The 20,554-nt window shown below is 70.5% G+C and carries 18 protein-coding genes; 10 read left to right on the top strand and 8 right to left on the bottom strand.

Annotation, left to right across the window (positions count from 1 at the left end; genetic code table 11):
• Positions 1-56 precede the first annotated feature (56 nt).
• Positions 57-1,268, top strand: coding sequence for a pyridoxal phosphate-dependent aminotransferase (locus ACIRJT_RS17050; protein ID WP_403909765.1), 1,212 nt, complete (start codon positions 57-59; stop codon positions 1,266-1,268).
• Positions 1,269-1,335: 67 nt separating this feature from the next.
• Here ACIRJT_RS17050 and ACIRJT_RS17045 read toward each other — a convergent pair whose 3' ends face one another.
• The gene (locus ACIRJT_RS17045) at positions 1,336-1,881 is read right to left on the bottom strand and encodes a YbjN domain-containing protein (protein WP_403909762.1); all 546 of its coding nucleotides are present in this window, start codon (positions 1,879-1,881) and stop codon (positions 1,336-1,338) included.
• A gap of 199 nt (positions 1,882-2,080) precedes the next feature.
• Positions 2,081-4,666 carry an ATP-dependent chaperone ClpB gene (clpB, locus tag ACIRJT_RS17040; RefSeq protein ID WP_403909759.1) on the bottom strand — a complete coding sequence of 862 codons (2,586 nt, stop codon included), beginning with the start codon at positions 4,664-4,666 and terminating at the stop codon, positions 2,081-2,083.
• A gap of 142 nt (positions 4,667-4,808) precedes the next feature.
• On the opposite strand from clpB, the gene ACIRJT_RS17035 reads away from it, so the two are divergent.
• Positions 4,809-5,210: a pyridoxamine 5'-phosphate oxidase family protein gene (locus ACIRJT_RS17035; RefSeq protein WP_215109766.1), complete on the top strand. Its 402-nt coding sequence runs from the start codon at positions 4,809-4,811 to the stop codon at positions 5,208-5,210.
• A gap of 120 nt (positions 5,211-5,330) precedes the next feature.
• Here the strand turns inward: ACIRJT_RS17035 and ACIRJT_RS17030 are convergent, their stop codons facing one another.
• On the bottom strand, positions 5,331-5,651 hold the full coding sequence (locus ACIRJT_RS17030; protein ID WP_030588701.1) for a hypothetical protein: 321 nt from the start codon (positions 5,649-5,651) through the stop codon (positions 5,331-5,333).
• The gene (locus ACIRJT_RS17025; protein WP_403909756.1) at positions 5,648-5,923 is read right to left on the bottom strand and encodes a hypothetical protein; all 276 of its coding nucleotides are present in this window, start codon (positions 5,921-5,923) and stop codon (positions 5,648-5,650) included. Before ACIRJT_RS17025 ends, ACIRJT_RS17030 begins: the two co-directional genes overlap by 4 nt.
• Before the next feature lie 128 nt (positions 5,924-6,051).
• On the opposite strand from ACIRJT_RS17025, the gene ACIRJT_RS17020 reads away from it, so the two are divergent.
• From ACIRJT_RS17020 to ACIRJT_RS17005, 4 genes are all read left to right on the top strand, one after another.
• Positions 6,052-7,035: a helix-turn-helix transcriptional regulator gene (locus tag ACIRJT_RS17020; protein ID WP_403909753.1), complete on the top strand. Its 984-nt coding sequence runs from the start codon at positions 6,052-6,054 to the stop codon at positions 7,033-7,035.
• Between the two features lie 205 nt (positions 7,036-7,240).
• Positions 7,241-8,227: a helix-turn-helix transcriptional regulator gene (locus ACIRJT_RS17015; protein ID WP_403909750.1), complete on the top strand. Its 987-nt coding sequence runs from the start codon at positions 7,241-7,243 to the stop codon at positions 8,225-8,227.
• A 25-nt stretch (positions 8,228-8,252) separates the two neighbouring features.
• A complete protein-coding gene (locus ACIRJT_RS17010) occupies positions 8,253-9,254 on the top strand; it encodes a LuxR C-terminal-related transcriptional regulator (protein WP_403909747.1) in 1,002 nt (333 codons plus the stop codon).
• 118 nt (positions 9,255-9,372) lie between these two features.
• Entirely contained in the window at positions 9,373-9,897 is a 525-nt protein-coding gene (locus tag ACIRJT_RS17005; RefSeq protein WP_403909744.1) for a hypothetical protein, read from the top strand.
• Between the two features lie 115 nt (positions 9,898-10,012).
• Here ACIRJT_RS17005 and ACIRJT_RS17000 read toward each other — a convergent pair whose 3' ends face one another.
• From ACIRJT_RS17000 to dnaK, 4 genes are all read right to left on the bottom strand, one after another.
• Entirely contained in the window at positions 10,013-10,465 is a 453-nt protein-coding gene (locus ACIRJT_RS17000) for a heat shock protein transcriptional repressor HspR (RefSeq protein ID WP_097866474.1), read from the bottom strand.
• Position 10,466: 1 nt separating this feature from the next.
• The gene (gene dnaJ / locus ACIRJT_RS16995) at positions 10,467-11,657 is read right to left on the bottom strand and encodes a molecular chaperone DnaJ (RefSeq protein WP_403909740.1); all 1,191 of its coding nucleotides are present in this window, start codon (positions 11,655-11,657) and stop codon (positions 10,467-10,469) included.
• 96 nt (positions 11,658-11,753) lie between these two features.
• Positions 11,754-12,404, bottom strand: a complete 651-nt coding sequence (grpE, locus tag ACIRJT_RS16990) for a nucleotide exchange factor GrpE (RefSeq protein ID WP_371624836.1) — start codon at positions 12,402-12,404, stop codon at positions 11,754-11,756.
• On the bottom strand, positions 12,401-14,254 hold the full coding sequence (gene dnaK, locus ACIRJT_RS16985) for a molecular chaperone DnaK (RefSeq protein WP_403909736.1): 1,854 nt from the start codon (positions 14,252-14,254) through the stop codon (positions 12,401-12,403). Before dnaK ends, grpE begins: the two co-directional genes overlap by 4 nt.
• A 679-nt stretch (positions 14,255-14,933) precedes the next feature.
• Here dnaK and ACIRJT_RS16980 point away from each other — a divergent pair.
• From ACIRJT_RS16980 to ACIRJT_RS16965, 4 genes are all read left to right on the top strand, one after another.
• On the top strand, positions 14,934-15,548 hold the full coding sequence (locus ACIRJT_RS16980) for a sugar transferase (RefSeq protein ID WP_403909733.1): 615 nt from the start codon (positions 14,934-14,936) through the stop codon (positions 15,546-15,548).
• Positions 15,549-15,643: 95 nt separating this feature from the next.
• Positions 15,644-17,911, top strand: coding sequence for a (Fe-S)-binding protein (locus tag ACIRJT_RS16975; protein WP_403909730.1), 2,268 nt, complete (start codon positions 15,644-15,646; stop codon positions 17,909-17,911).
• 286 nt (positions 17,912-18,197) lie between these two features.
• Entirely contained in the window at positions 18,198-19,364 is a 1,167-nt protein-coding gene (locus ACIRJT_RS16970) for an FG-GAP repeat domain-containing protein (protein ID WP_403909726.1), read from the top strand.
• A 117-nt stretch (positions 19,365-19,481) separates the two neighbouring features.
• Positions 19,482-20,468 carry a Yip1 family protein gene (locus ACIRJT_RS16965; RefSeq protein ID WP_403909723.1) on the top strand — a complete coding sequence of 329 codons (987 nt, stop codon included), beginning with the start codon at positions 19,482-19,484 and terminating at the stop codon, positions 20,466-20,468.
• Positions 20,469-20,554: the final 86 nt, after the last annotated feature.

Genomic DNA, 20,554 nt, shown 5'->3' with positions numbered 1-20,554 from the left:
GCTCATCCCCGAACGTGAGTTGAGCAACTCCAGAGCTTCGGCCCAGGATGGCGCCCATGACACAGGGACGAGCGACACAGGGACGAGCGACACAGGGAAACCCCGCGGAGGGGCGGCCGCTGCTCAACCGCAGCCTCGCCGCGTTCGGCACGACGATCTTCGCGGAGATGTCCGCGCTGGCGGTGCGGACCGGCTCCATCAACCTCGGCCAGGGCTTCCCCGACACCGACGGCCCCGAGGAGATCCGGGAGGCGGCGGTCCGGGCGCTGCGCGCCGGGCACGGCAACCAGTACCCACCGGGCCCCGGCGTCCCGGAGCTGCGCACCGCCGTCGCCGCCCACCAGGAACGCTTCTACGGCCTGACCTGGTCCCCGGACACGGAGGTCCTGGTGACGACCGGCGCCACGGAGGCGATCGCCGCATCCCTGCTCGCCCTCCTCGAACCGGGCGACGAGGTCATCGCGTTCGAGCCGTACTACGACTCGTACGCCGCCTGCATCGCCCTGGCGGGCGCGAAGCGCGTACCGCTCACCCTGCGCGCCCCGGAATTCCGCCCGGACCTCGACGAACTGCGCACCCTGATCACCCCGCGCACCCGCCTCCTGCTCCTGAACACCCCGCACAACCCGACCGGCGCGGTGCTCACCCCCGACGAGCTTGCCGGGATCGCGGCCCTCGCGGTGGAACACGACCTGCTGGTGGTCACCGACGAGGTGTACGAACACCTGGTCTTCACGGGGGCGCACCACCCGATCGCCGCGCTCCCCGGGATGCGCGGGCGCACGGTGTCGATCTCCTCGTCGGGGAAGACGTTCTCGTACACCGGGTGGAAGATCGGCTGGGTGACCGGGGACGCGCCGCTGGTGGCCGCCGTGCGGGCGGCGAAGCAGTATCTGACCTTCGTGAGCGGAGGCCCGTTCCAGTACGCGATCGCCGAGGCGCTCGCCCTGCCCGACGCCTTCTTCACCGACTTCCGCGAAGGCATGCGCCGCAAGCGGGACCTGCTGGCGAAGGGGCTGCGCGCCGCGGGCTTCCGGGTGTACGAGCCGGAGGGGACGTACTTCATCACCACCGACATCTCCCCGTTCGGCGACGAGGACGCAGGCGCCTTCTGCCGCGCGCTCCCGGAGCGCTGCGGGGTGGCGGCCGTGCCGAACTCGGTCTTCTACGACGACCCGGAGGCGGGCCGCAGCCAGGTCCGCTTCACCTTCTGCAAGAAGGACGAGGTCCTGGAAGAGGCGGTGGAGCGCCTGGCCCGGCTGGGCTGAACACGGAGACGGCCCGGGAGACGGCCGTGATGACCGTCTCCCGGGCCGTGCCCGTTCGCTGCGGGGGCTAGGCGCCCGCGGGCTCCTCGCCCTCCGTCTTGGCCTCGGCGGGCTCGATGCCGAGGCGCTCGACGAGCCACTTGTCGAACTCGATCGAGGCGCGGACCCAGCTCACCGTCGAGGAGACGAAGTGCTCCAGGCTGACGCCGGTGCCGATGAGCATCTGCGCCTCACCGATCAGCCGGACGGAACCCGCCTCGCCCTCCTCGCCCTCGTGGGCGTGGGTGTAGACCTTGGGCCACAGGGTGCGGCGGTTCCAGTCGTCGATGGCGTCCAGCAGCACGGGACGCTGGTCGAGGTCGTGGGGGCGGTCGTAGAACGTGCGGACGGAGAAGACCTGCTGCTCCTCCTCGCCCCGGAACATGAAGTAGGTCCGGAACTCTTCCCACGGCGCCGCGAGGTCGCCCTCGTCGTCGACGACGTACTTCAGCTCCATCTGGTCGAGGAGCTGCTTGACGAGGTCCTGGTCAGGGACGACGGGGCCCTCCGGTCCTGCCGCCTGCGGTTCGGGCTGGCCCCCGAAATTAGGAATCGAGGACGGATCGATGCTCACCGTTATTTCCCTTCGTGCGGTTGCGGCCATCCTCTCCCATGGCGGGCGGGGCATGGCAAGCCCGGACGGCCCCTATCCGCCACAAGCTGACAGAGAGCGGGTGGGGACGGGAGCCGCCGGGCACGCCTCCACGGACCGCGATGCTCCGTGACCGGCGGTGACGACCCGGCGAGGTCGTCATGGCGACCGGGTGAGGTCGTTACGAGGCGGGGCCGACGATCAGCCCGTCCTCGACCCGCTCCACCCGTACGGTGTCGCCGTCGCGGACCTCTCCGGACAGGATCTCCTTGGCGAGCCGGTCGCCGATCGCGCTCTGGATGAGCCGGCGCAGCGGCCGCGCCCCGTACGCCGGGTCGTTGCCCTCCTCGGCGAGCCAGGCCAGCGCCTCCGGCGAGACCTCCAGGGTGAGCCGGCGGTCGGCGAGGCGCTTCGCCAGCCGGTCGATCTGGAGCCCGGCGATGTGCGCCAGCTCGTCACCGGACAGGGCGGAGAAGACCACCAGGTCGTCGAGCCGGTTGATGAACTCCGGCTTGAAGGAGGCCCGCACCACGTCCAGCACCTGCTGCTTCTTGGCCTCGGGCTTGACCAGGGGGTCCATCAGGAACTGGCTGCCGAGGTTGGAGGTGAGGACGAGGATGGTGTTGCGGAAGTCGACCGTGCGGCCCTGGCCGTCGGTGAGCCGGCCGTCGTCGAGGACCTGGAGCAGGACGTCGAAGACCTCGGGGTGGGCCTTCTCGACCTCGTCCAGCAGCACGACGCTGTACGGGCGGCGGCGGACGGCCTCGGTGAGCTGGCCGCCCTCCTCGTAGCCGACGTAGCCGGGCGGGGCGCCGACGAGGCGGGCGACGCTGTGCTTCTCGCCGTACTCGCTCATGTCGATGCGGATCATGGCCCGCTCGTCGTCGAACAGGAAGTCCGCGAGCGCCTTGGCCAGCTCGGTCTTGCCGACGCCGGTGGGGCCGAGGAAGAGGAACGACCCGGTGGGCCGGTCGGGATCCGCGATCCCGGCCCGCGTGCGGCGTACGGCGTCGGAGACGGCCTGCACGGCCTCGCTCTGCCCGATCAGCCGCCTGCCCAGCTCGGACTCCATCCGCAGCAGCTTCTGCGTCTCGCCCTCCAGCAGCCGCCCGGCCGGGATGCCGGTCCAGGCGCCGACGACGTCCGCGATGTCGTCCGGGCCGACCTCCTCCTTGACCATGGTGTCCTTGGAGGCTTCCTGCTCGGCCTCGGCGGCCTCCTCCAGCTCCCGCTCCAGGCCGGGGATCTCCCCGTACAGCAGCTTGGAGGCGGCGTCGAAGTCGCCGTCGCGCTGGGCGCGTTCGGCCTGGCCCCGCAGCTCGTCTAGGCGCTCCTTGAGCTCACCGACCCGGTTGAGGCCCTGCTTCTCCTTCTCCCAGCGGGCGTTGAGGCCGCGCAGCTCCTCCTCCTTGTCGGCGAGGTCGCGGCGCAGCTTCTCCAGGCGCTGCCTGGACGCGGGGTCGGACTCGTTCTTGAGGGCCAGCTCCTCCATGCGCAACCGGTCGACGGAGCGCTGGAGTTCGTCGATCTCCAGGGGCGAGGAGTCGATCTCCATACGGAGCCGGGAAGCGGCCTCGTCGACGAGGTCGATGGCCTTGTCGGGGAGGAAGCGGGAGGTGATGTAGCGGTCGGAGAGGGTGGCGGCGGCCACCAGTGCCGAGTCCGCGATCTGCACCTTGTGGTGGGCCTCGTAGCGGCCCTTGAGCCCGCGCAGGATCGCGATGGTGTCCTCGACGGAGGGCTCGGCGACCAGCACCTGCTGGAAGCGCCGCTCCAGGGCGGGGTCCTTCTCGATGCGCTCGCGGTACTCGTCGAGCGTGGTCGCGCCGACCATGCGCAGCTCGCCGCGGGCCAGCATCGGCTTGAGCATGTTGCCCGCGTCCATGGCGGAGTCGCCGCCGGCGCCCGCGCCGACGACGGTGTGCAGTTCGTCGATGAACGTGATGATCCGGCCGTCGCTCTCCTTGATCTCGGAGAGGACGGTCTTCAGCCGCTCCTCGAACTCGCCGCGGTACTTCGCGCCGGCGACCATCGCGCCGAGGTCCAGCGAGACGAGCCGCTTGTTCTTCAGGCTCTCGGGAACGTCGCCCTTGACGATGCGCTGGGCGAGCCCTTCGACGACGGCGGTCTTGCCGACGCCGGGCTCGCCGATGAGCACGGGGTTGTTCTTCGTCCGGCGCGACAGCACCTGCACGACGCGGCGGATCTCCTGGTCGCGGCCGATGACCGGGTCCAGCTTGCCCTCGCGCGCGGCGGCCGTGAAGTCGGTGCCGAACTTCTCCAGGGCCTTGTACTGGCCCTCCGGGTCGGGTGTGGTCACCCGGCGCCCTCCCCTGCTCGTCTCGAATGCGGCCAGCAGCTTCTTCGCGCCGGCGCCCTGCCCGTCGAGGATCTCACCGGCACGGCCGCCCTTGGCCGCGACGCCGATCAGCAGGTGCTCGGTGGAGATGTAGTCGTCGCCCAGCTCCTTGGCCCGCTGGGCCGCGTCCTGGATGACGGCCAGCAGCTCGCGGTTGGGCGCCGGCGGGGCGACGGTGGAGCCGGTGACGCTGGGCAGGCCCCCGAGCAGCCGCTCGGTCCCGCCCCGCACCGCGGCCTGGTCCGCCTCGACGGCGGCGAGCAGGTCGATGACGTTCTCGTTGTCCCGGCCCTCCAGCAGCGCGAGCAGCAGGTGTCCCGGGGTCAGATCGGCGTGCCCGTCCTTCACGGCCCTGCTGGTGGCCGCGTTGATGGCGTCCCGGCTCTTGTTGGTCAGCTCGGCGTCCACGTGTGGTCACTCCTCCTCGCAGCTGGTGGGTCGTACGTCCTTCGTTGACTCAGCCAACGTACACAAAGTTGAGTCTATTCCACTCAAGGCAATGCGCGCACGCGCTGCGGGCACCCGAGGCCCGGGCTCGTACGCTGCCCCCATGGCAGACGTACACCACCCCACTCCCGCATATGTCGCGTTCTGGCGCGAGAGCCACCTCTCCACCCTGACGACCCCCCGCCCGGACGGCACGCCGCACGTGGTGCCGGTGTGCGTGACGTACGACCCGGAGGCCGGGGTGGCGCGCGTGATCACCGACGGCGGCAGCCGCAAGGTCGCCAACATCCGGGCCGCCGGCCCCGGCGGGGCACGCGTGGCCGTCTGCCAGATCGACAGGGCCCGCTGGGCGACCCTGGAGGGCCTCGCGGTCATCCGCACGGAGCCGGAGGCCGTCGCGGACGCGGAGGCCCGCCACGAGGCGCGCTACGGCCGCGCACCGCGGATCAACCCGACCCGGGTCGTCATCGAGATCGCCCTCGACCGGGCGCTCGGAAAGGCCTGACGGGTCCCCCGGACACCGGCCCCGTACGGGAACAGCACAACGGCGCCACCGTGTTCAGGTCACGGTGGCGCCGCTGTGTGGGGGAAGCGCCGGAGCGATAGGTGACGACGGGGGAATCGCTCAGGCACTGCGGGGGGTGGCGGAAAGGGGTTCTGCGTCGAACAGCTCATGGTCCCGCTGATCGAGATTGACGAAGATCATGCCGTACCTGACGGCACAGCGGACCGGCTGCGGCGCACCGCGCGGCCGACGGAGACAGCGATAGGCGCGGACGTCCTCGTCCTCTTCCATCACCACGACGATCGGCTCTCCGAACAGGGTGACCATCAACGAGTCGCCACGGCGGGGGAGGGCCGTGAGCAGATCGATGAAATGCCACCCTGAGCGATAGGCGGTTGCCATCTCGCGCCGGAAGGTGCGGTCGTCCGGCGGGGTGGTCATGCGACCGTGCGGGCCGGAGCGACCCAGCCGATGTCACCCGGGACCGCGGCGGGCGAGACCCAGCCGATGTCGCCCGGGGTCGCGGCGGGTGAGACCCAGCCGATGTCACCCGGGACCGCGGCGGGCGAGACCCAGCCGATGTCACTGGGTGCCGCGGCCTGAACAGCCTTCTGCTCGCCGCTGCCGCCCATGACGCCGACGCCCGTCAGCCCGAGTCCAAGGGCCGCGACGAACGAGGCGGCAAGCGCCGAGCGAAGCATTCGCTTGTACATAGTCGGCTTCGTCCTCACTTGTGGATTCTTCTCCCCCGCACCTAAGACGATGTCCCACCTGGGCACGCGAACACCACTGGGTCGATGCATCATGTTCCTGAATGTTCAGGAACCTGGGGGGTGGAGAAATGACCACAAGCCACACAAAGACGACACATCCTCACGGGATCACCGAACTGTGCGAGGCAGGGGGACGTCTTTACGCCACCGCACTCCGGTCCGGCCGCATCGCCCGATCCGAGCTGGAACCCGCTCCGTGCCTGATGGAGTTCGCCCTGCTCCATCCCGACCCGGACGACGCGGGCTGGCTCCGGCCGGTACCGCCGTCGGCAGCGCTGGCCCAGCATCTGCATCCCATAGAACGCGAGATCCAGGAACGCCGACGGCATTCGGTGGAACTGACCGAGTCCTTCGAGCCTTTCATGGACATCAGCGCCCAGGGCCCGCCCACGACGCACGCCATCACCGTGCTGGAGGGCGTCAACCGGATCAACGCCGCCCTCGACCTCGCGACCACGGAGTGCCGGGCCGAGGTCCTCACCGTCCAGCCGGGCGGCGGACGGAACGAGGACCAGCTCAGCAAGTCGCTGGAGCGCGGACTGTCCGTCGTCCACCGCGGGGTGCGCATCCGCACCCTCTACCAGCACACGGTGCGCCACAGCCCCAGCACCCTGGCGTACGCCGAGCGCATCGCCAACGACAACGTGGAGATCCGGACGCTCGAAGAACTCATAGAGCGCCTGATCGTCTTCGACCGCACGGTCGCCTTCATCCCCGCCCAGGACGACCGCCAGGTCGCCCTCGAACTGCGCCACCCCGGCCTCGTCGAATACCTCGTGAAGGTCTTCGAGCAACTGTGGACCCGTGCCGCGCCCCTCCTCGAAGAGGTCAAGTACGACCCGATGCCCCAGGGAATCAGCGGCGTTCAGCGTTCCATCGCCCAACTCCTCGTCGAGGGGCACGTCGACGACTCCATCGCCCGCCGCCTCGGCATGAACGTCCGGACCTGCCGTGCGCACGTGGCCAAACTCTCCGCCGCTCTGGGCAGCAGCAGCCGCGCCCAACTCGGCTATCTGATCGCACGTTCGGGAATCCTGGACCACACCTCCTGACTCCCCGGGCGCCGCCCCTCTCCCCTCCCGCCCGGAGAACCGACCCACAAGCCCACTCGGGACGCGACCGCGCAAGGGGGAGTAGGCGGCCGCGTCCCGCGCTGTCGGGGACCCCCCCGGGAATCCCCGACAGGTCGAGCCTTTCGCGCCCTTTAGGCTTTGGCCACCGTCATCTTGTTGCAGTGCGAGAAGTGGGGGGCCCACAATGCACACGGAGGGGACGAACCGGACCCACGCGCACGGGAACAGAGAACTGTGCCCGCCCGCCGTCCGGCTCTACGAGACAGCGCTCCGCGACGGCCGCGTCGCCCGGGCCGCGACCGTGTCGGTCCCCTGCCTCATCGAAACGGCTCTTCTCCAGCCCGACCCGTTCGACGACGCGTGGCTGCGCCCCGTACCGCCGTCGGCCGCGCTGGCGCACCTCCTGGGACCCATCGCCCGCGAGATCGACGAACGCATCCGGCTCACCGCCGCGCTGAGCAGTTCGCTCGTCCCGCTGACAACGGTGGCCGACGACGACCCGAACCTCGCCATCACCGTCCTCGAAGGCAAGAGCCTCATCGCCGACTCCCTGCGGAACGCCTCCGCCGCCGCGAGGGAGGAGGTGCTCACCGCGCAGCCGGGCGGCAACCACCCGGCCGACGACCTCCCGGAGTGCCTGGAGAACGCACGGGCCGTCATCGCGGCCGGCGGCCGCATGCGCCACCTCTACCAGCACCCCGTGCGCCACAGCCCGGAGTTCGCCGCCTACGCGGCCCGGCTCCCGTCCGGCCGCCTCCAGGTCCGCACCATGGAACAGACCGTCGAACGGCTGACCATCTTCGACCGGACGGTCGCCTACGTCCCCGCCACACCCGAGCACACCGCGGCCCTGGAGATCCGCCACCCCCCGCTCGTCCGCTATCTGGTCCAGGTCTACGAGGTCCTGTGGGCGCAGGCCACCCCGTACAGGCAACAGCTCGCCGCCACCGCCCCCGTCACCGCCGTCACCGCCGTCCAACTCGGCATCGCCCGCCTCCTCGTCGAAGGCCATGTCGACGACGTCGTCGCCCGCAGGATGGGCGTCAGCGTCCGCACCTGCCGCGCCCACATCGCCCGACTCACCCAGGCCCTCGGCGCCACCAGCCGCACCCACCTCGGCGCACTCCTCGTCCGGTCGGGCATCGTCGAAGCCGACCCGCCCGGACCCTGACCACCACCAGCCGAAAGGGCGACCGATGCGCACCGGGGCCGACGACCCACCCGCAGCTCCACACGTCCCGCACTCCCCGCAAGAACCCTGCGAACCGGCGATCGGCCTCTACGCCGAGGCACTCCGCACGGGATACGTCCCCGAGCCCGACGCCGCCCGTGCGCCCTGCCTCGTCCCGCTCGGGCTGCTCCGCCCCGACCCGGACGACACGGGCAGACTGCTCCCCGTACCGGCGGCCGCGGCGCTGACCCGGCTTCTCGGACCGCTCGCCCGGGACCTGGACGAGCGGCTGGCCTCCGCCGCCGCCCTCGTCGACGCGCTGACGCCGCTGGCCTCGATCGCGCGCCCCGCCCGCGGCAACGCCTTCACGGTGCTCGAAGGAAAGCCCGCCATCCGGTCGTCCATCGAGGAAGCCGTCCACGGGGCCGAGAAGCACATCCTCACGCTCCACCCCGGCAGCAAGCGCCCCGGGGCCCTCCTGGTCCGGGCGAGGAACGAGGCCCTGGCGCCTCTGCGACGCGGCGTGCACATGCGCCACATCTACCAGCACTCCGCCCGCTACCACCCGAATCTGAAGGACTACGTGGACCGGCTGCCGGAGGAACGGCTGGAGATCCGCACCATGGAGCAGACCCCGGAGCGGATGTTCGTCTTCGACCGGACCACCGCCTTCATCGCCGCCTCGGCCGACCGCGACATCGCCCTCCGCATCACCCACCCGGCCGTCGTCCGCTACCTCGTCCACGTCTACGACGTCCTGTGGGCCGGAGCCACACCGTTCGACGCGCCGCTGGAGACGGCGCTGCCCGGCGCCCCCGTCACCGCCGTCCAACTCGGCATCGCCCGCCTGCTCGTCGAAGGCCATGTCGACGACGTCGTCGCCCGCAGGATGGGCATCAGCGTCCGCACCTGCCGCGCCCACATCGCCCGGCTCATGCAGGCCCTCGGCGCCACCAGCCGCACCCACCTCGGCGCACTCCTCGTCCGGTCGGGCATCTCCGAGACCGACCGGCGGGTACACGGCTGACCGGCGACAGCTGGACGACGGACCCCTGAACTCCCCCGCCACCTGCGAGAATTCCGCACACCAGGCCTGACCGACCTGACGCATCACCGCCACGCGACCGAAGGACCACGAAGACCGGATGACCGACACCACCCCCATACCCGCCGCCATCGAGGACGACCACCACGGGGGCATCGTGGTCGAACTCACCGGATCACACGGCGAGATGCTCGTCGTGAGCGGCGAGGGAATTCCCCGCGTCGTCCTCACCCGCGCTCCCGGCGCGGAGATCGACGACCACATCGTCATCGGCACCCGCGACCCCCGCCGGCTCACGCTCACCGTGGACGGCCGGGAAGCGACGATCAGGCCGGGCAAGGGGAAGCTCCGCCGCCGGTCCTACCGGGTCGACGTCCGCTGCGCGGGTACGTCCTACCGGCTCGTGCCCGACTCGATCCCGAGCAGCCGGCTGACCCGTGTCGGCAAGCACCTCGGGGACTTCTCCTCGGACGGCGACCGGCGGGTGATCGCACAGTGGCGGCCCGGGGCCGCCGTCGAGCCGGCCGACGCCGCGATCGGCTACGCGCTGGCCGCCGCGTTCGGCACCGGCGGCCTTCCGATGTGGATGATGGCGGTCGAAGCGGTCAGCGAGCTCCTGCCGTAGGCGCCACGCCCCGCACGCGCCGAGGGGCCGGGAGAGCGGATGAACGCTCTCCCGGCCCCATGGGCGTACGAAGGGACTCGCCGGTCCGTCGGCCGCCCGGTCCGTCGGCCGCTTCCTAGTCCATCGGCCGCTTCGGCTTCGGCCGCCAGACCACCAGCGCGCTGGTCTGCTGCACGTCCTGGTACGGCACCAGGTCCCGGCGGTACGAGGCGTGCACCTGGGCCTCGCGCTGCCGCATGGCCACCGCCGCGCCGTCCACCGCCGCCGAGAGCTCGGCGACGCGCTGCTGGAGGGCCGCGACCTGGTTCTCCAGCTCGATGATCCGCTTGATGCCCGCGAGGTTGATGCCCTCGTCCTGCGACAGCTGCTGCACGGTGCGCAGCAGCTCGATGTCGCGGGCCGAGTAGCGCCGGCCGCGCCCGGCCGTACGGTCGGGGGAGACCAGGCCGAGACGGTCGTACTGGCGCAGTGTCTGCGGGTGCAGGCCCGAGAGCTGGGCCGCGATCGAGATCACGTACACCGGTGTCTCATCGGTCAGCTGGTACGGATTGCGTCGACGGCCGTCCATCTCAAGCTCCCTTCGCAGCCTGGAACAGCTCCGCCCGCGGGTCCTCGTCCGCGGTCGCCTTCCGGTAGGCCTCCAGGGCGTCCCTGGCCTCCTGGCCGAGATCCCTGGGAACCGCGACCTCCACGGTGACCAACAGGTCGCCGCGGGTGCCGTCCTTGCGCACCGCACCCTTGCCCCGGGCGCGCATCGTACGCCCGTTGGGGGTGCCGGCGGGAAGCTTCAGGGTGACCGGGGGGCCGCCGAGCGTGGGGACCTTGACCTCGCCGCCGAGCGTCGCCTCCGGATAGGTGACGGGCACGGTGACCGTGAGGTTGTCGCCCTTGCGGCCGAAGACCGGATGGGCGTCGACGTGGACGACGACGTACAGATCGCCCGCCGGGCCGCCGCGTTCGCCGGCGCCGCCCTTGCCGCGCAGCCGGATCCGCTGGCCGTCGGAGACGCCCGCCGGGATCCTCACCTGCATGGTGTGCGCCGACTTCGCCCGGCCGCTGCCCTTGCAGACGTCGCACGGGTCCTGGGCGATGAGGCCCCGGCCCTTGCAGTCCACACAGGGGTCGGTGAGCGAGAAGCCACCGCCGCTGCCGCGCGAGACCTGGCCGGTGCCGACGCAGGTCGGACAGACCCTGGGGGTGCCGTTCTTGTCGCCGGTGCCGGAACACGCCTTGCAGGGCGCCTGGCTGGACATCCGGAGCGGGACCGTGGCCCCGTCGACCGCCTCGGTGAAGCTGAGCGTCACCTCGGACTCGATGTCCTGGCCGCGCTTCGGCTGGACCCGGGTGCCCGTGCCGCCGCGGTTGAACAGCCCGCCGAAGACGTCGCCCAGACCGCCCCCGCCGCCGAAGCCGCCGCCCGCGCCGCCCTGTCCGCCGCCCTGGGCGCCGCCTCCGAAGAGGTCGCCCAGGTCGAAGTTGAAGTTGCCGCCGGCACCACCGGGGCCGGGGCGGAAGCCGCCGTTGCCGAAGAGGGCGCGCGCCTCGTCGTACTCCTTGCGCTTCTTGGGGTCACCGAGGACGTCGTTCGCCTCGGAGATCTCCTTGAAGCGCTCCTCCGCCTTGGCGTCGCCCTTGTTGGCGTCCGGGTGGAACTCGCGGGCGAGCTTCCGGTACGCCTTCTTGACCTCGGCGTCGGTGGCGTCCTTGGGGACGCCGAGGACCTTGTAGTAGTCCTTCTCGACGAAGTCCTTCGTGCTCATCGACGTCCCTCCTTCCGGACGATCGGCCGAGCGGCCGGCCCGTGGGCCGGCCGCCGGGCCGGTCGGTGCGCACCCTGGTGGTCAGACGTGTTGCCGTCAGACCTCCTCGGTGCCACCGCTCTCCTCGTCGTCTGTCTTCTCTTCCTTGGCCGCGGCGGGCGTGGCGCCCGGCTGCGGCTCGGCGACGGCCACCCGCGCGGGGCGGATGGTGCGCTCGCCGATGCGATACCCCGGCTGCAGGATCGCCACGCAGGTCGTCTCGGTGACGTCCGGCGCGTAGCTGTGCATCAGGGCCTCGTGGATCGTCGGGTCGAAGGGCTCGCCCTCCTTGCCGAACTGCTGGAGGCCCAGCTTCGCGACGGTGGTCTCCAGCGATTCGGCCACCGACTTGAAGCCGCCGACCAGCTCGCCGTGTTCCCGTGCGCGGCCGACGTCGTCGAGGACGGGCAGGAGCTCGGACAGGAGGTTCGCGACAGCGATCTCCTTGACCGTGACCCGGTCCCGCTCGACGCGGCGGCGGTAGTTCTGGTACTCGGCCTGGAGCCGCTGGAGGTCCGCGGTGCGCTCACCGAGCGCGGTGCGTACCTGGTCCAGCTGTGCGGTCAGACCGACGGTCGGGTCGAGGTCCCCGGCCGGGGCCGCCGTCTCCTCCTCGGAGGAGTCGGCGGCCTTCGGCTCGGCGTCATCAGGGGTGGCGCCGGAGGGGACGTCGGGCTTCTCCTCGAAGCCCGGGGTCTCCTCGGTCACGCCGCACCGCCCTTGGTGTCCTTCTCGTCGTCCACGATCTCGGCGTCGACGACATCGTCATCGGCCTTGCCCTGGGCGTCGCCCGGGGCGTCGGCGCCCGGGGTCGCACCATCGGCCTGGGCGTTGGCGTACATCGCCTGGCCCAGCTTCTGGGAGACGGCCGCGACCTTCTCGGTGGCCGTGCGGATCTCGGCGGAGTCCTCGCCCTTGAGCTTCTCCTTCAGCTCGCCGACAGCGGTCTCCACCTCCGTCTTCACGTCACCGGGGACCTTGTCCTCGTTGTCCTTGAGGAACTTCTCCGTCTGGTAGACGAGCTGCTCGCCCTGGTTGCGCGACTCGGCGGCCTCGCGGCGGGCGTGGTCCTCCTCCGCGTACTTCTCGGCCTCTTCGCGCATCCGGTTGACCTCGTCCTTCGGCAGCGAGGAGCCGCCGGTGACGGTCATCTTCTGCTCCTTGCCGGTGCCGAGGTCCTTGGCGGCGACGTGCATGATGCCGTTGGCGTCGATGTCGAAGGCGACCTCGATCTGCGGCACACCGCGCGGGGCCGGCGGCAGACCGGTCAGCTCGAACATCCCGAGCTTCTTGTTGTACGCCGCGATCTCGCGCTCGCCCTGGTAGACCTGGATCTGCACGGACGGCTGGTTGTCCTCGGCCGTCGTGAAGATCTCGGAACGCTTGGTCGGGATCGTGGTGTTGCGCTCGATGAGCTTGGTCATGATCCCTCCCTTGGTCTCGATGCCGAGGGACAGCGGGGTGACGTCGAGGAGCAGGACGTCCTTGACCTCACCCTTGAGGACACCGGCCTGGAGCGAGGCGCCGATGGCGACGACCTCGTCCGGGTTCACACCCTTGTTGGCCTCCTGGCCGCCGGTCAGCTCCTTGACGAGCTCGGCGACGGCGGGCATACGGGTGGAGCCACCGACGAGAACGACGTGGTCGATCTCGGAGAGCTGGATGCCCGCGTCCTTGATGACGTTGTGGAACGGGGTCTTGCAGCGGTCCAGGAGGTCCGCGGTCAGCTGCTGGAACTGCGAGCGCGTGAGCTTCTCGTCCAGGTGCAGCGGGCCCTCGGCGGACGCCGTGATGTAGGGCAGGTTGATCGTGGTCTCGGTCGAGGACGACAGCTCGATCTTCGCCTTCTCCGCGGCCTCGCGGAGACGCTGGAGAGCCATCTTGTCCTTGGACAGGTCCACGCCGTGCCCGTTGGCGAACTGCTTCACCAGGTAGTCGACGACGCGCTGGTCCCAGTCGTCACCACCGAGGTGGTTGTCACCGTTGGTGGCCTTCACCTCGACGACGCCGTCGCCGATCTCCAGGAGGGACACGTCGAAGGTGCCGCCACCGAGGTCGAAGACGAGGATCGTCTGGTCGTCCTTGTCGAGGCCGTACGCCAGCGCGGCGGCGGTCGGCTCGTTGACGATGCGCAGGACGTTCAGGCCCGCGATCTCGCCGGCCTCCTTCGTCGCCTGACGCTCGGAGTCGTTGAAGTACGCCGGGACGGTGATGACCGCGTCGGTCACCTTCTCGCCCAGGTAGGACTCGGCGTCGCGCTTCAGCTTCTGCAGGATGAAGGCGCTCATCTGCTGCGGGTTGAAGCTCTTGCCGTCCAGGTCGATCTTCCAGTCAGTGCCCATGTGGCGCTTGACGGAGCGGATGGTCCTGTCGACGTTGGTGACCGCCTGGCGCTTCGCGACCTCGCCGACGAGCACCTCGCCGTTCTTGGCGAAGGCGACGACGGACGGCGTGGTCCTGGCGCCTTCGGCGTTGGTGATGACGGTGGGCTCGCCGCCTTCGAGAACGCTGACGACGGAGTTAGTCGTGCCCAGGTCGATGCCGACCGCACGTGCCATTTCAATTCCTCCAACTGACTACTTGAGTGGATCTGACTCAAGGATGCATGACGCCGACGCCGGAGTCAACAGACCTGAGTCCCTTACGCTCAACTTAACTGCTCACACAGCACACATCCAGGGCCCACCCGCCCTCCGCCCGCCCTCCTCGGCCGCCCCACGACCGGACCCGCGTACGCCACACCCCTCGCACACCACCCGACCCACCGTCTCACCGTGGGATCGTTCTGTCACAAAATGCCGTGAGACGGTCACAACCGTCCCCGACCGGCAGGTTTCACCGTGGATCGTCACACCATCGAACCTCGAACCCCGGGCGGGCGCGATGCAGAACGCGAGGAAGCCGCGCGTACGGCGGAAGAACCAGAGAAGCCTGAAGAACAACCAGAAAGGCCTGCTGGGGCAGCAGGGCCAGCAGGGACTCAAGAACCAGAGGAAGAACCAGAGGAAGAACCACAGGAACCCACAACCTCAGCAGCCCCAGCAAACCCAGCAGGCCCCGGTATCCCAGCCATCCCGGCGCGATGGGCAGCCCCAACAGCCCCAGCAGCCGCAACGACCCCGGCCGACACCTCCCCGGCCCCAGCCGGCCCAACCCCCGCCCCCGCACTCACCCCCGCCGCCACCCCCGTACAGGAGCAAGCCCGGCACGGTCAGGGGCCAGTTCCCGTCGCGCCCCGTGGCACGCCTGGCCGGCCTCACCGACCGGGCCGGGCGGCTGGCGGACCGCCTCCTTCCGCGCACACCGGCCGAAAGGGTCCTGGACCTGACCCTCGGCACCGCCCTGCTCGTCCTGACCGCCCCGGCCGTCGCCGTCGCGGCCCTCGCCCTGAGCGCGCGGCACACTCCGGGCGGCGCCTGGGACCGCCGGCCCCGGACCGGCCTGGGCGGCCGGGTCTTCGAACTGCGGACCCTGCGCACCCGAAGGTTCCGCCTGGACCTGTTCTCCCGCCTGCCCCACGTCGTACGCGGCGATCTCTCCCTGGTCGGCCCCGCCCCACTGGCCCCGGGCGACCCGCGGGCCACAGGGCCCGGAGCCCGGCAGTGGCGACAGGAGCTGCGGCCGGGACTGACCGGACTGGCACAGGTACGTGCCCGCTCCGGCATGCCGTGGGACGACCCCGCTCTGCTGGACCAGCACTACGCAGAGCACCATGGAGTGGTGCTCGACCTGGCGATCCTCGCCGAAGCCGCACGCGATCCCCTGCGGACGCGGCTCCGGAAGGCCCGTCGCACCAAGGCACACCTGAGCGACGCAGATCACCGACGACCCGGCTACAGCACGGTGGAATAAGTGGATAGTGTCAGCACAGACTAATTAAGTTACTGCTTAGTAGTAGCGGGCAGTAGTACCTGGAACCCGCTCTCGCAGGCCCGAGGAGCCCCGAAATGCAACTCGCCGCGATCATTGTGTCGCTGGTGCTGACGGTCGTCGGCGTTGCGCTCATCACCCGAGCCGTCGCGCAGATCTACCGCTTCGTCCGGCTCGGACAGCCGGTACCAGCAGGCAGCCGCACCGACGACCCCAAGCAGCGGACGATCACCCTGATCAAGGAGTTCGTCGGCCACACCCGCATGAACCGCTGGGGAATCGTGGGCGTCGCCCACTGGTTCGTCGCGGTCGGCTTCCTGACCCTGGGCCTGACGATCGTCACGGCGTACGGCCAGCTGTTCAAGGCCGACTGGGTGCTGCCGTACATCGGCACCTTCCTGCCGTACGAGGTCTACATCGAGTTCATCGCGCTCGGCACGACCCTCGGCATCCTCGTCCTGATCGCGATCCGCCAGCTGAACCTGCCCTCGCGGGCCGGCCGCAAGTCGCGCTTCACCGGTTCGAAGATGGGCCAGGCGTACTTCGTCGAGGCGATCATCCTGATCATCGGCGCCGCGATCATGCTGCTCCGCGGCCTCGAGGGCGCGCTGCACGACGTGGACAGCTACGGCCCCGCCTACTTCGCCTCGTACCCCCTGGTGCTGGCCTTCGAGGGACTGAGCGTCGAGACGCTGCAGAACCTGGTCTACCTGTTCGCGATGATCAAGCTCGGGACGACGATGATCTGGGCGATCACGGTCGGGCTGAACACCAACATGGGCGTCGCCTGGCACCGCTTCCTCGGCTTCCCGAACATCTGGTTCAAGCGGAACGCCGACGGCGACGTCGCGCTCGGCGCGCTCCAGCCGATGACGTCGGGCGGCAAGGAGATCGACTGGGAGGACCCGGCCGAGGACGCGGTCTTCGGCGTCTCCCAGGTCGAGCAGTTCTCCTGGAAGGGCATCCTCGACTTCTCCACCTGCACCGAGTGCGGCCGCTGCCAGTCCCAGTGCCCCGCCTGGAACACCGGCAAGCCCCTCTCCCCCAAGCTCCTGATCATGTCGCTGCGCGACCACGCGCACGCCAAGGCCCCCTACCTCCTGGCCGGCGGCGGCAAGGACATGGAGGGCAACGAGAAGGCCACCGAGGAGCAGCTGAGGGACGTTCCCGCGGCCGCCCTCGCCGAGGCCGAGCGCCCCCTCATCGGCACCGCCGAGGAGAACGGCGTCATCGACCCGGACGTCCTCTGGTCCTGCACGACCTGCGGCGCCTGCGTCGAGCAGTGCCCTGTCGACATCGAGCACATCGACCACATCGTCGACATGCGCCGCTACCAGGTGATGATCGAGTCCGCGTTCCCGTCCGAGGCGGGCACCATGCTCAAGAACCTGGAGAAGAAGGGCAACCCCTGGGGGCTGGCCAAGAAGGCACGCGTCGAGTGGACCAAGGAGGTCGACTTCGAGGTCCCGATCGTCGGGAAGGACGTCGAGGACCTCACCGAGGTCGACTACCTGTACTGGGTGGGCTGCGCGGGCGCCCTGGAGGACCGGGCCAAGAAGACCACGAAGGCCTTCGCGGAGCTGCTGCACATCGCGGGCGTCAAGTTCGCGATCATGGGCGGCGACGAGAAGTGCACCGGTGACTCCGCCCGCCGCCTGGGCAACGAGCCGCTGTTCCAGCAGCTCGGCCAGGAGAACGTGGCCATGCTGAACATGGCGTACGGCGAGGACGATGAAGACGGGACGACGAAGAAGCCCAAGTCGTCGAAGAAGATCGTCGCGACCTGCCCGCACTGCTTCAACACGATCGCGAACGAGTACCCGCAGCTCGGCGGCGAGTACGAGGTCATCCACCACACGCAGCTGCTCCAGCACCTCATCGACGAGGGCAAGCTGATCCCGGTGACCCCGGTCGAGGGCCTGATCACGTACCACGACCCGTGCTACCTGGGCCGTCACAACAAGATCTACACCCCGCCGCGCGAGATCATCGCGAAGGTCCCGGGGCTGCGGAACGAGGAGATGCACCGCCACAAGGAGCGCGGCTTCTGCTGCGGTGCCGGTGGCGCCCGGATGTGGATGGAGGAGCGGATCGGCAAGCGCGTCAACAACGAGCGCGTCGAGGAAGCCCTCGCCCTCAACCCGGACATCGTCTCCACCGCCTGCCCGTTCTGCCTCGTCATGCTGACCGACTCGGTCAACGGCAAGAAGAACGACGGCCAGGCCAAGGAGTCCATCCAGGTCGTGGACGTCTCGCAGCTCCTCCTGGAGTCGGTGAAGACCCCGGCCGATCCGGCGGGCGAGCCGGAGCAGGTGGACGCGCCGGAGCCCGAACCGGCAAAGTGACGTAACGCGTCGACGCGATGAGCGGCCGGACCTGCCTCGGGGGCAGGACCGGCCGCTTCTTCGTGGGGCACCGGCACAGGCATAGGGGGCTCCGCCCGCCGGACGTGACGACCGCCGCACGCGGACGGTGAACTCGGACATGTACGCGACGACGTATCTGGAGCATCATGTGCCCCGGAGCCGCCCGGTCACGGGTCGGGAGCCCCGCGCCTGCCGAAGGCCGCCGGCGAACAGCGTGCGGCGGCCGGCGGACAGCACACGACGAACGAGCGACGAACGAGGCCCCGTGCGCCCACACATCACGCACCCGAAGGCAGCGGTCACCACCAGGGCGACGGCCGCCCTCGCCGCGGGCTGCGCCGGTCTGCTGCTCGCACTCACCGGCTGCGGAAGCCCCTCGGCCGCCGACGCCCCCTCGGCCGCCGCATCCGGACCCGCCTCCGCCTCCGGCGCCAAGAACGGCGACACCCCGCCGAAGGCACAGTCCCCGGCCCGGGCGGGCACGGCGCGCATCCCCGTACCGCACGGCACCGGCAGCCGCGTCCCGTACGACTTCAACGGCGACGGCCACCGCGACCTGGTCATCGACGACCTGGTGAAGGCCCCCGAGGACAGCCACGGCGACGACGCGGGCATCGGCGTCGTCTACGGCTCCGACGACCGACCCCTGGACCCGGCCGCCCGGCAACTGCTGAGCGCCCGGGCGAACGCGGCGAAGTCCGGCGACACCCTGCCCGCCGCGTTCGACGCCGAGTCGGCCTGCGACCTGGACCGGGACGGCTTCACCGATCTGATCGTCTCCACCGACCCCCCGTACAACGGCATCGGCGCCCCGCCCGTCCCTCTCCAGATCCTCTTCGGCTCCCCGCGGGGCCTGACGGGCAAGGCGGTCACCGTCCGCATCCCGCAGAAGGCCCGGTTCGGCAACGAATGGCCCGAGCAACCGGTCTGCGGCGACTTCGACGGCGACGGCAGGACCGACCTCGCGGTCACCGCCAGCGCCGGCCGGGTCACCTTCCTGCACGGCCCCTTCACCCGCACCGGTGCCCCGCGCAGCGCGGAACTGCTCCCCGACGGCGGTCCGTACCTCTACGCCCCCGAGCCCCGGGCCGACACCGACGGCGACGGTTACGACGACCTCGTCGCCGCCGCCCGCCCGCACGCCCCCGGCCGGGCGGCCGAGGGCACGCTGCTGCTCGGCTCCGCGAAGGGCCCGGCCCGGCCGGGCGGCGCCTACGCGTTCGGGGCGGAAGAACTCCCCAGCGCGCCGTTGAACGCGCCGGGCGCCACCCGCACCAGCCTCCTGGACCACGGCGACTACGACGCCGACGAGAAGCAGGACACGGTGGTGCAGACGTACCGGGGCGAGCGGCAGGACCTGATCGCCCTCTACACGGCGGGTAACACGGACAGGCCGGTACTCACCTTCTCCACGGCGCTGTTCCTGCCCTGAACTCCCCTCCCAGGGCCCAGGGTGCGGCCCCTAGGGGATGTCACAGCTCGGCCGCAAAGGCGGACGGGTTCCCCCGGCCCCCACCCCCCGCACCCGGGGACCAGGTACGTTCGACGGGTGGCTGGATTCAGGATCGGACGCGGCCGGGACAACCGCACCCCGCAACAACCGCAGCAGCAGCAGCAGCAGCGGCAGCAGCCGTACGGAGGGCAGGCACCACAGCCGCCGTACGGTGATCAGCCGTGGCCGACGGCAGGAGGCCCCGGCAACGGCGGAGCGCCACCGCCGTACGGACCGCCCCAGGGCGCCCCGTACAACACGGGCGGCGGCTACGCGGGCCCCGGACCGGGCGGACACGGCAGACAGGCCGGACACGGCCAGGGCCACGGCGGCCACGGCGGCCACGGCGAGCCGGAGTACTTCGGCGACCCGTACGCGGACCCCGCGCCCCATGACCCCTACGCCAACAACCCGGGTCACACGCAGGCGTTCCGCGTCGACGAGGACCCGTACAACGGCGGCAACACCTACCAGGCCGGCTCCGCCCCCGCCCAGCCGACGGGCCCGCGCCTGCGCTGGAAGGAACTGCTGACCGGCATCGTGGCACGCCCGGGACCGACGTTCTGGCAGATGCGGGACTACCCGGTCTGGGGCCCGGCGCTGGTCGTCACGTTCGTCTACGGCCTGCTCGCGCTGTTCGGCTTCGACCAGGCGCGCGAAGAAGCGATCAACGCGACGATCTCGACGGCCATCCCGTACGTCCTGTTCACCGGCGTCGGCTTCGTCATCGGCGGCCTGGTCCTCGGCGCGGTGACCCACACCCTGGCCCGCCAGCTCGGCGGCACGGGCTCGTGGCAGCCGACCGTGGGCCTGTCGATGCTGATCATGTCGATGACCGACGCCCCGCGCCTCCTCTTCGCCCTCTTCCTGGGCGGCGAGAACTCCCTGGTCCAGATCGTGGGCTGGCTGACCTGGCTGGCTGCCGGGGCGCTGTTCACGTCGATGGTCAGCAAGTCGCACGACCTGCCGTGGCCGAAGGCGCTGGGAGCGTCGGCGATCCAGCTGATCGCGCTGCTGTCGATCATCAAGCTGGGCACGATCTGAGAAACAGCGTGAGACGGCCGAGAAGGCCCCCGGAGTGCGGAACGCGCACTCCGGGGGCCTTCTCACATACGGACACTGCGCACCGC

The sequence above is a fragment of the Streptomyces sp. NPDC102283 genome (assembly GCF_044766265.1).
Classification (GTDB): domain Bacteria; phylum Actinomycetota; class Actinomycetes; order Streptomycetales; family Streptomycetaceae; genus Streptomyces.
This window is presented reverse-complemented; position numbering and strand designations above follow the sequence as displayed.

Excerpts from the sequence above, each read along its gene's own strand:
- ACIRJT_RS17050 (WP_403909765.1), top strand. The coding sequence starts at position 57 with ATGACACAGGGACGAGCGACACAGGGACGAGCGACACAGGGAAACCCC.
- ACIRJT_RS17015 (WP_403909750.1), top strand. The coding sequence starts at position 7,241 with ATGCACACGGAGGGGACGAACCGGACCCACGCGCACGGGAACAGAGAA.
- ACIRJT_RS16975 (WP_403909730.1), top strand. The coding sequence starts at position 15,644 with ATGCAACTCGCCGCGATCATTGTGTCGCTGGTGCTGACGGTCGTCGGC.
- ACIRJT_RS17030 (WP_030588701.1), bottom strand. The coding sequence starts at position 5,651 with ATGACCACCCCGCCGGACGACCGCACCTTCCGGCGCGAGATGGCAACC.
- ACIRJT_RS17020 (WP_403909753.1), top strand. The coding sequence starts at position 6,052 with ATGACCACAAGCCACACAAAGACGACACATCCTCACGGGATCACCGAA.
- ACIRJT_RS17025 (WP_403909756.1), bottom strand. The coding sequence starts at position 5,923 with ATGTACAAGCGAATGCTTCGCTCGGCGCTTGCCGCCTCGTTCGTCGCG.
- ACIRJT_RS17000 (WP_097866474.1), bottom strand. The coding sequence starts at position 10,465 with ATGGACGGCCGTCGACGCAATCCGTACCAGCTGACCGATGAGACACCG.
- ACIRJT_RS17035 (WP_215109766.1), top strand. The coding sequence starts at position 4,809 with ATGGCAGACGTACACCACCCCACTCCCGCATATGTCGCGTTCTGGCGC.
- dnaK (WP_403909736.1), bottom strand. The coding sequence starts at position 14,254 with ATGGCACGTGCGGTCGGCATCGACCTGGGCACGACTAACTCCGTCGTC.
- ACIRJT_RS17010 (WP_403909747.1), top strand. The coding sequence starts at position 8,253 with ATGCGCACCGGGGCCGACGACCCACCCGCAGCTCCACACGTCCCGCAC.
- ACIRJT_RS17005 (WP_403909744.1), top strand. The coding sequence starts at position 9,373 with ATGACCGACACCACCCCCATACCCGCCGCCATCGAGGACGACCACCAC.
- dnaJ (WP_403909740.1), bottom strand. The coding sequence starts at position 11,657 with ATGAGCACGAAGGACTTCGTCGAGAAGGACTACTACAAGGTCCTCGGC.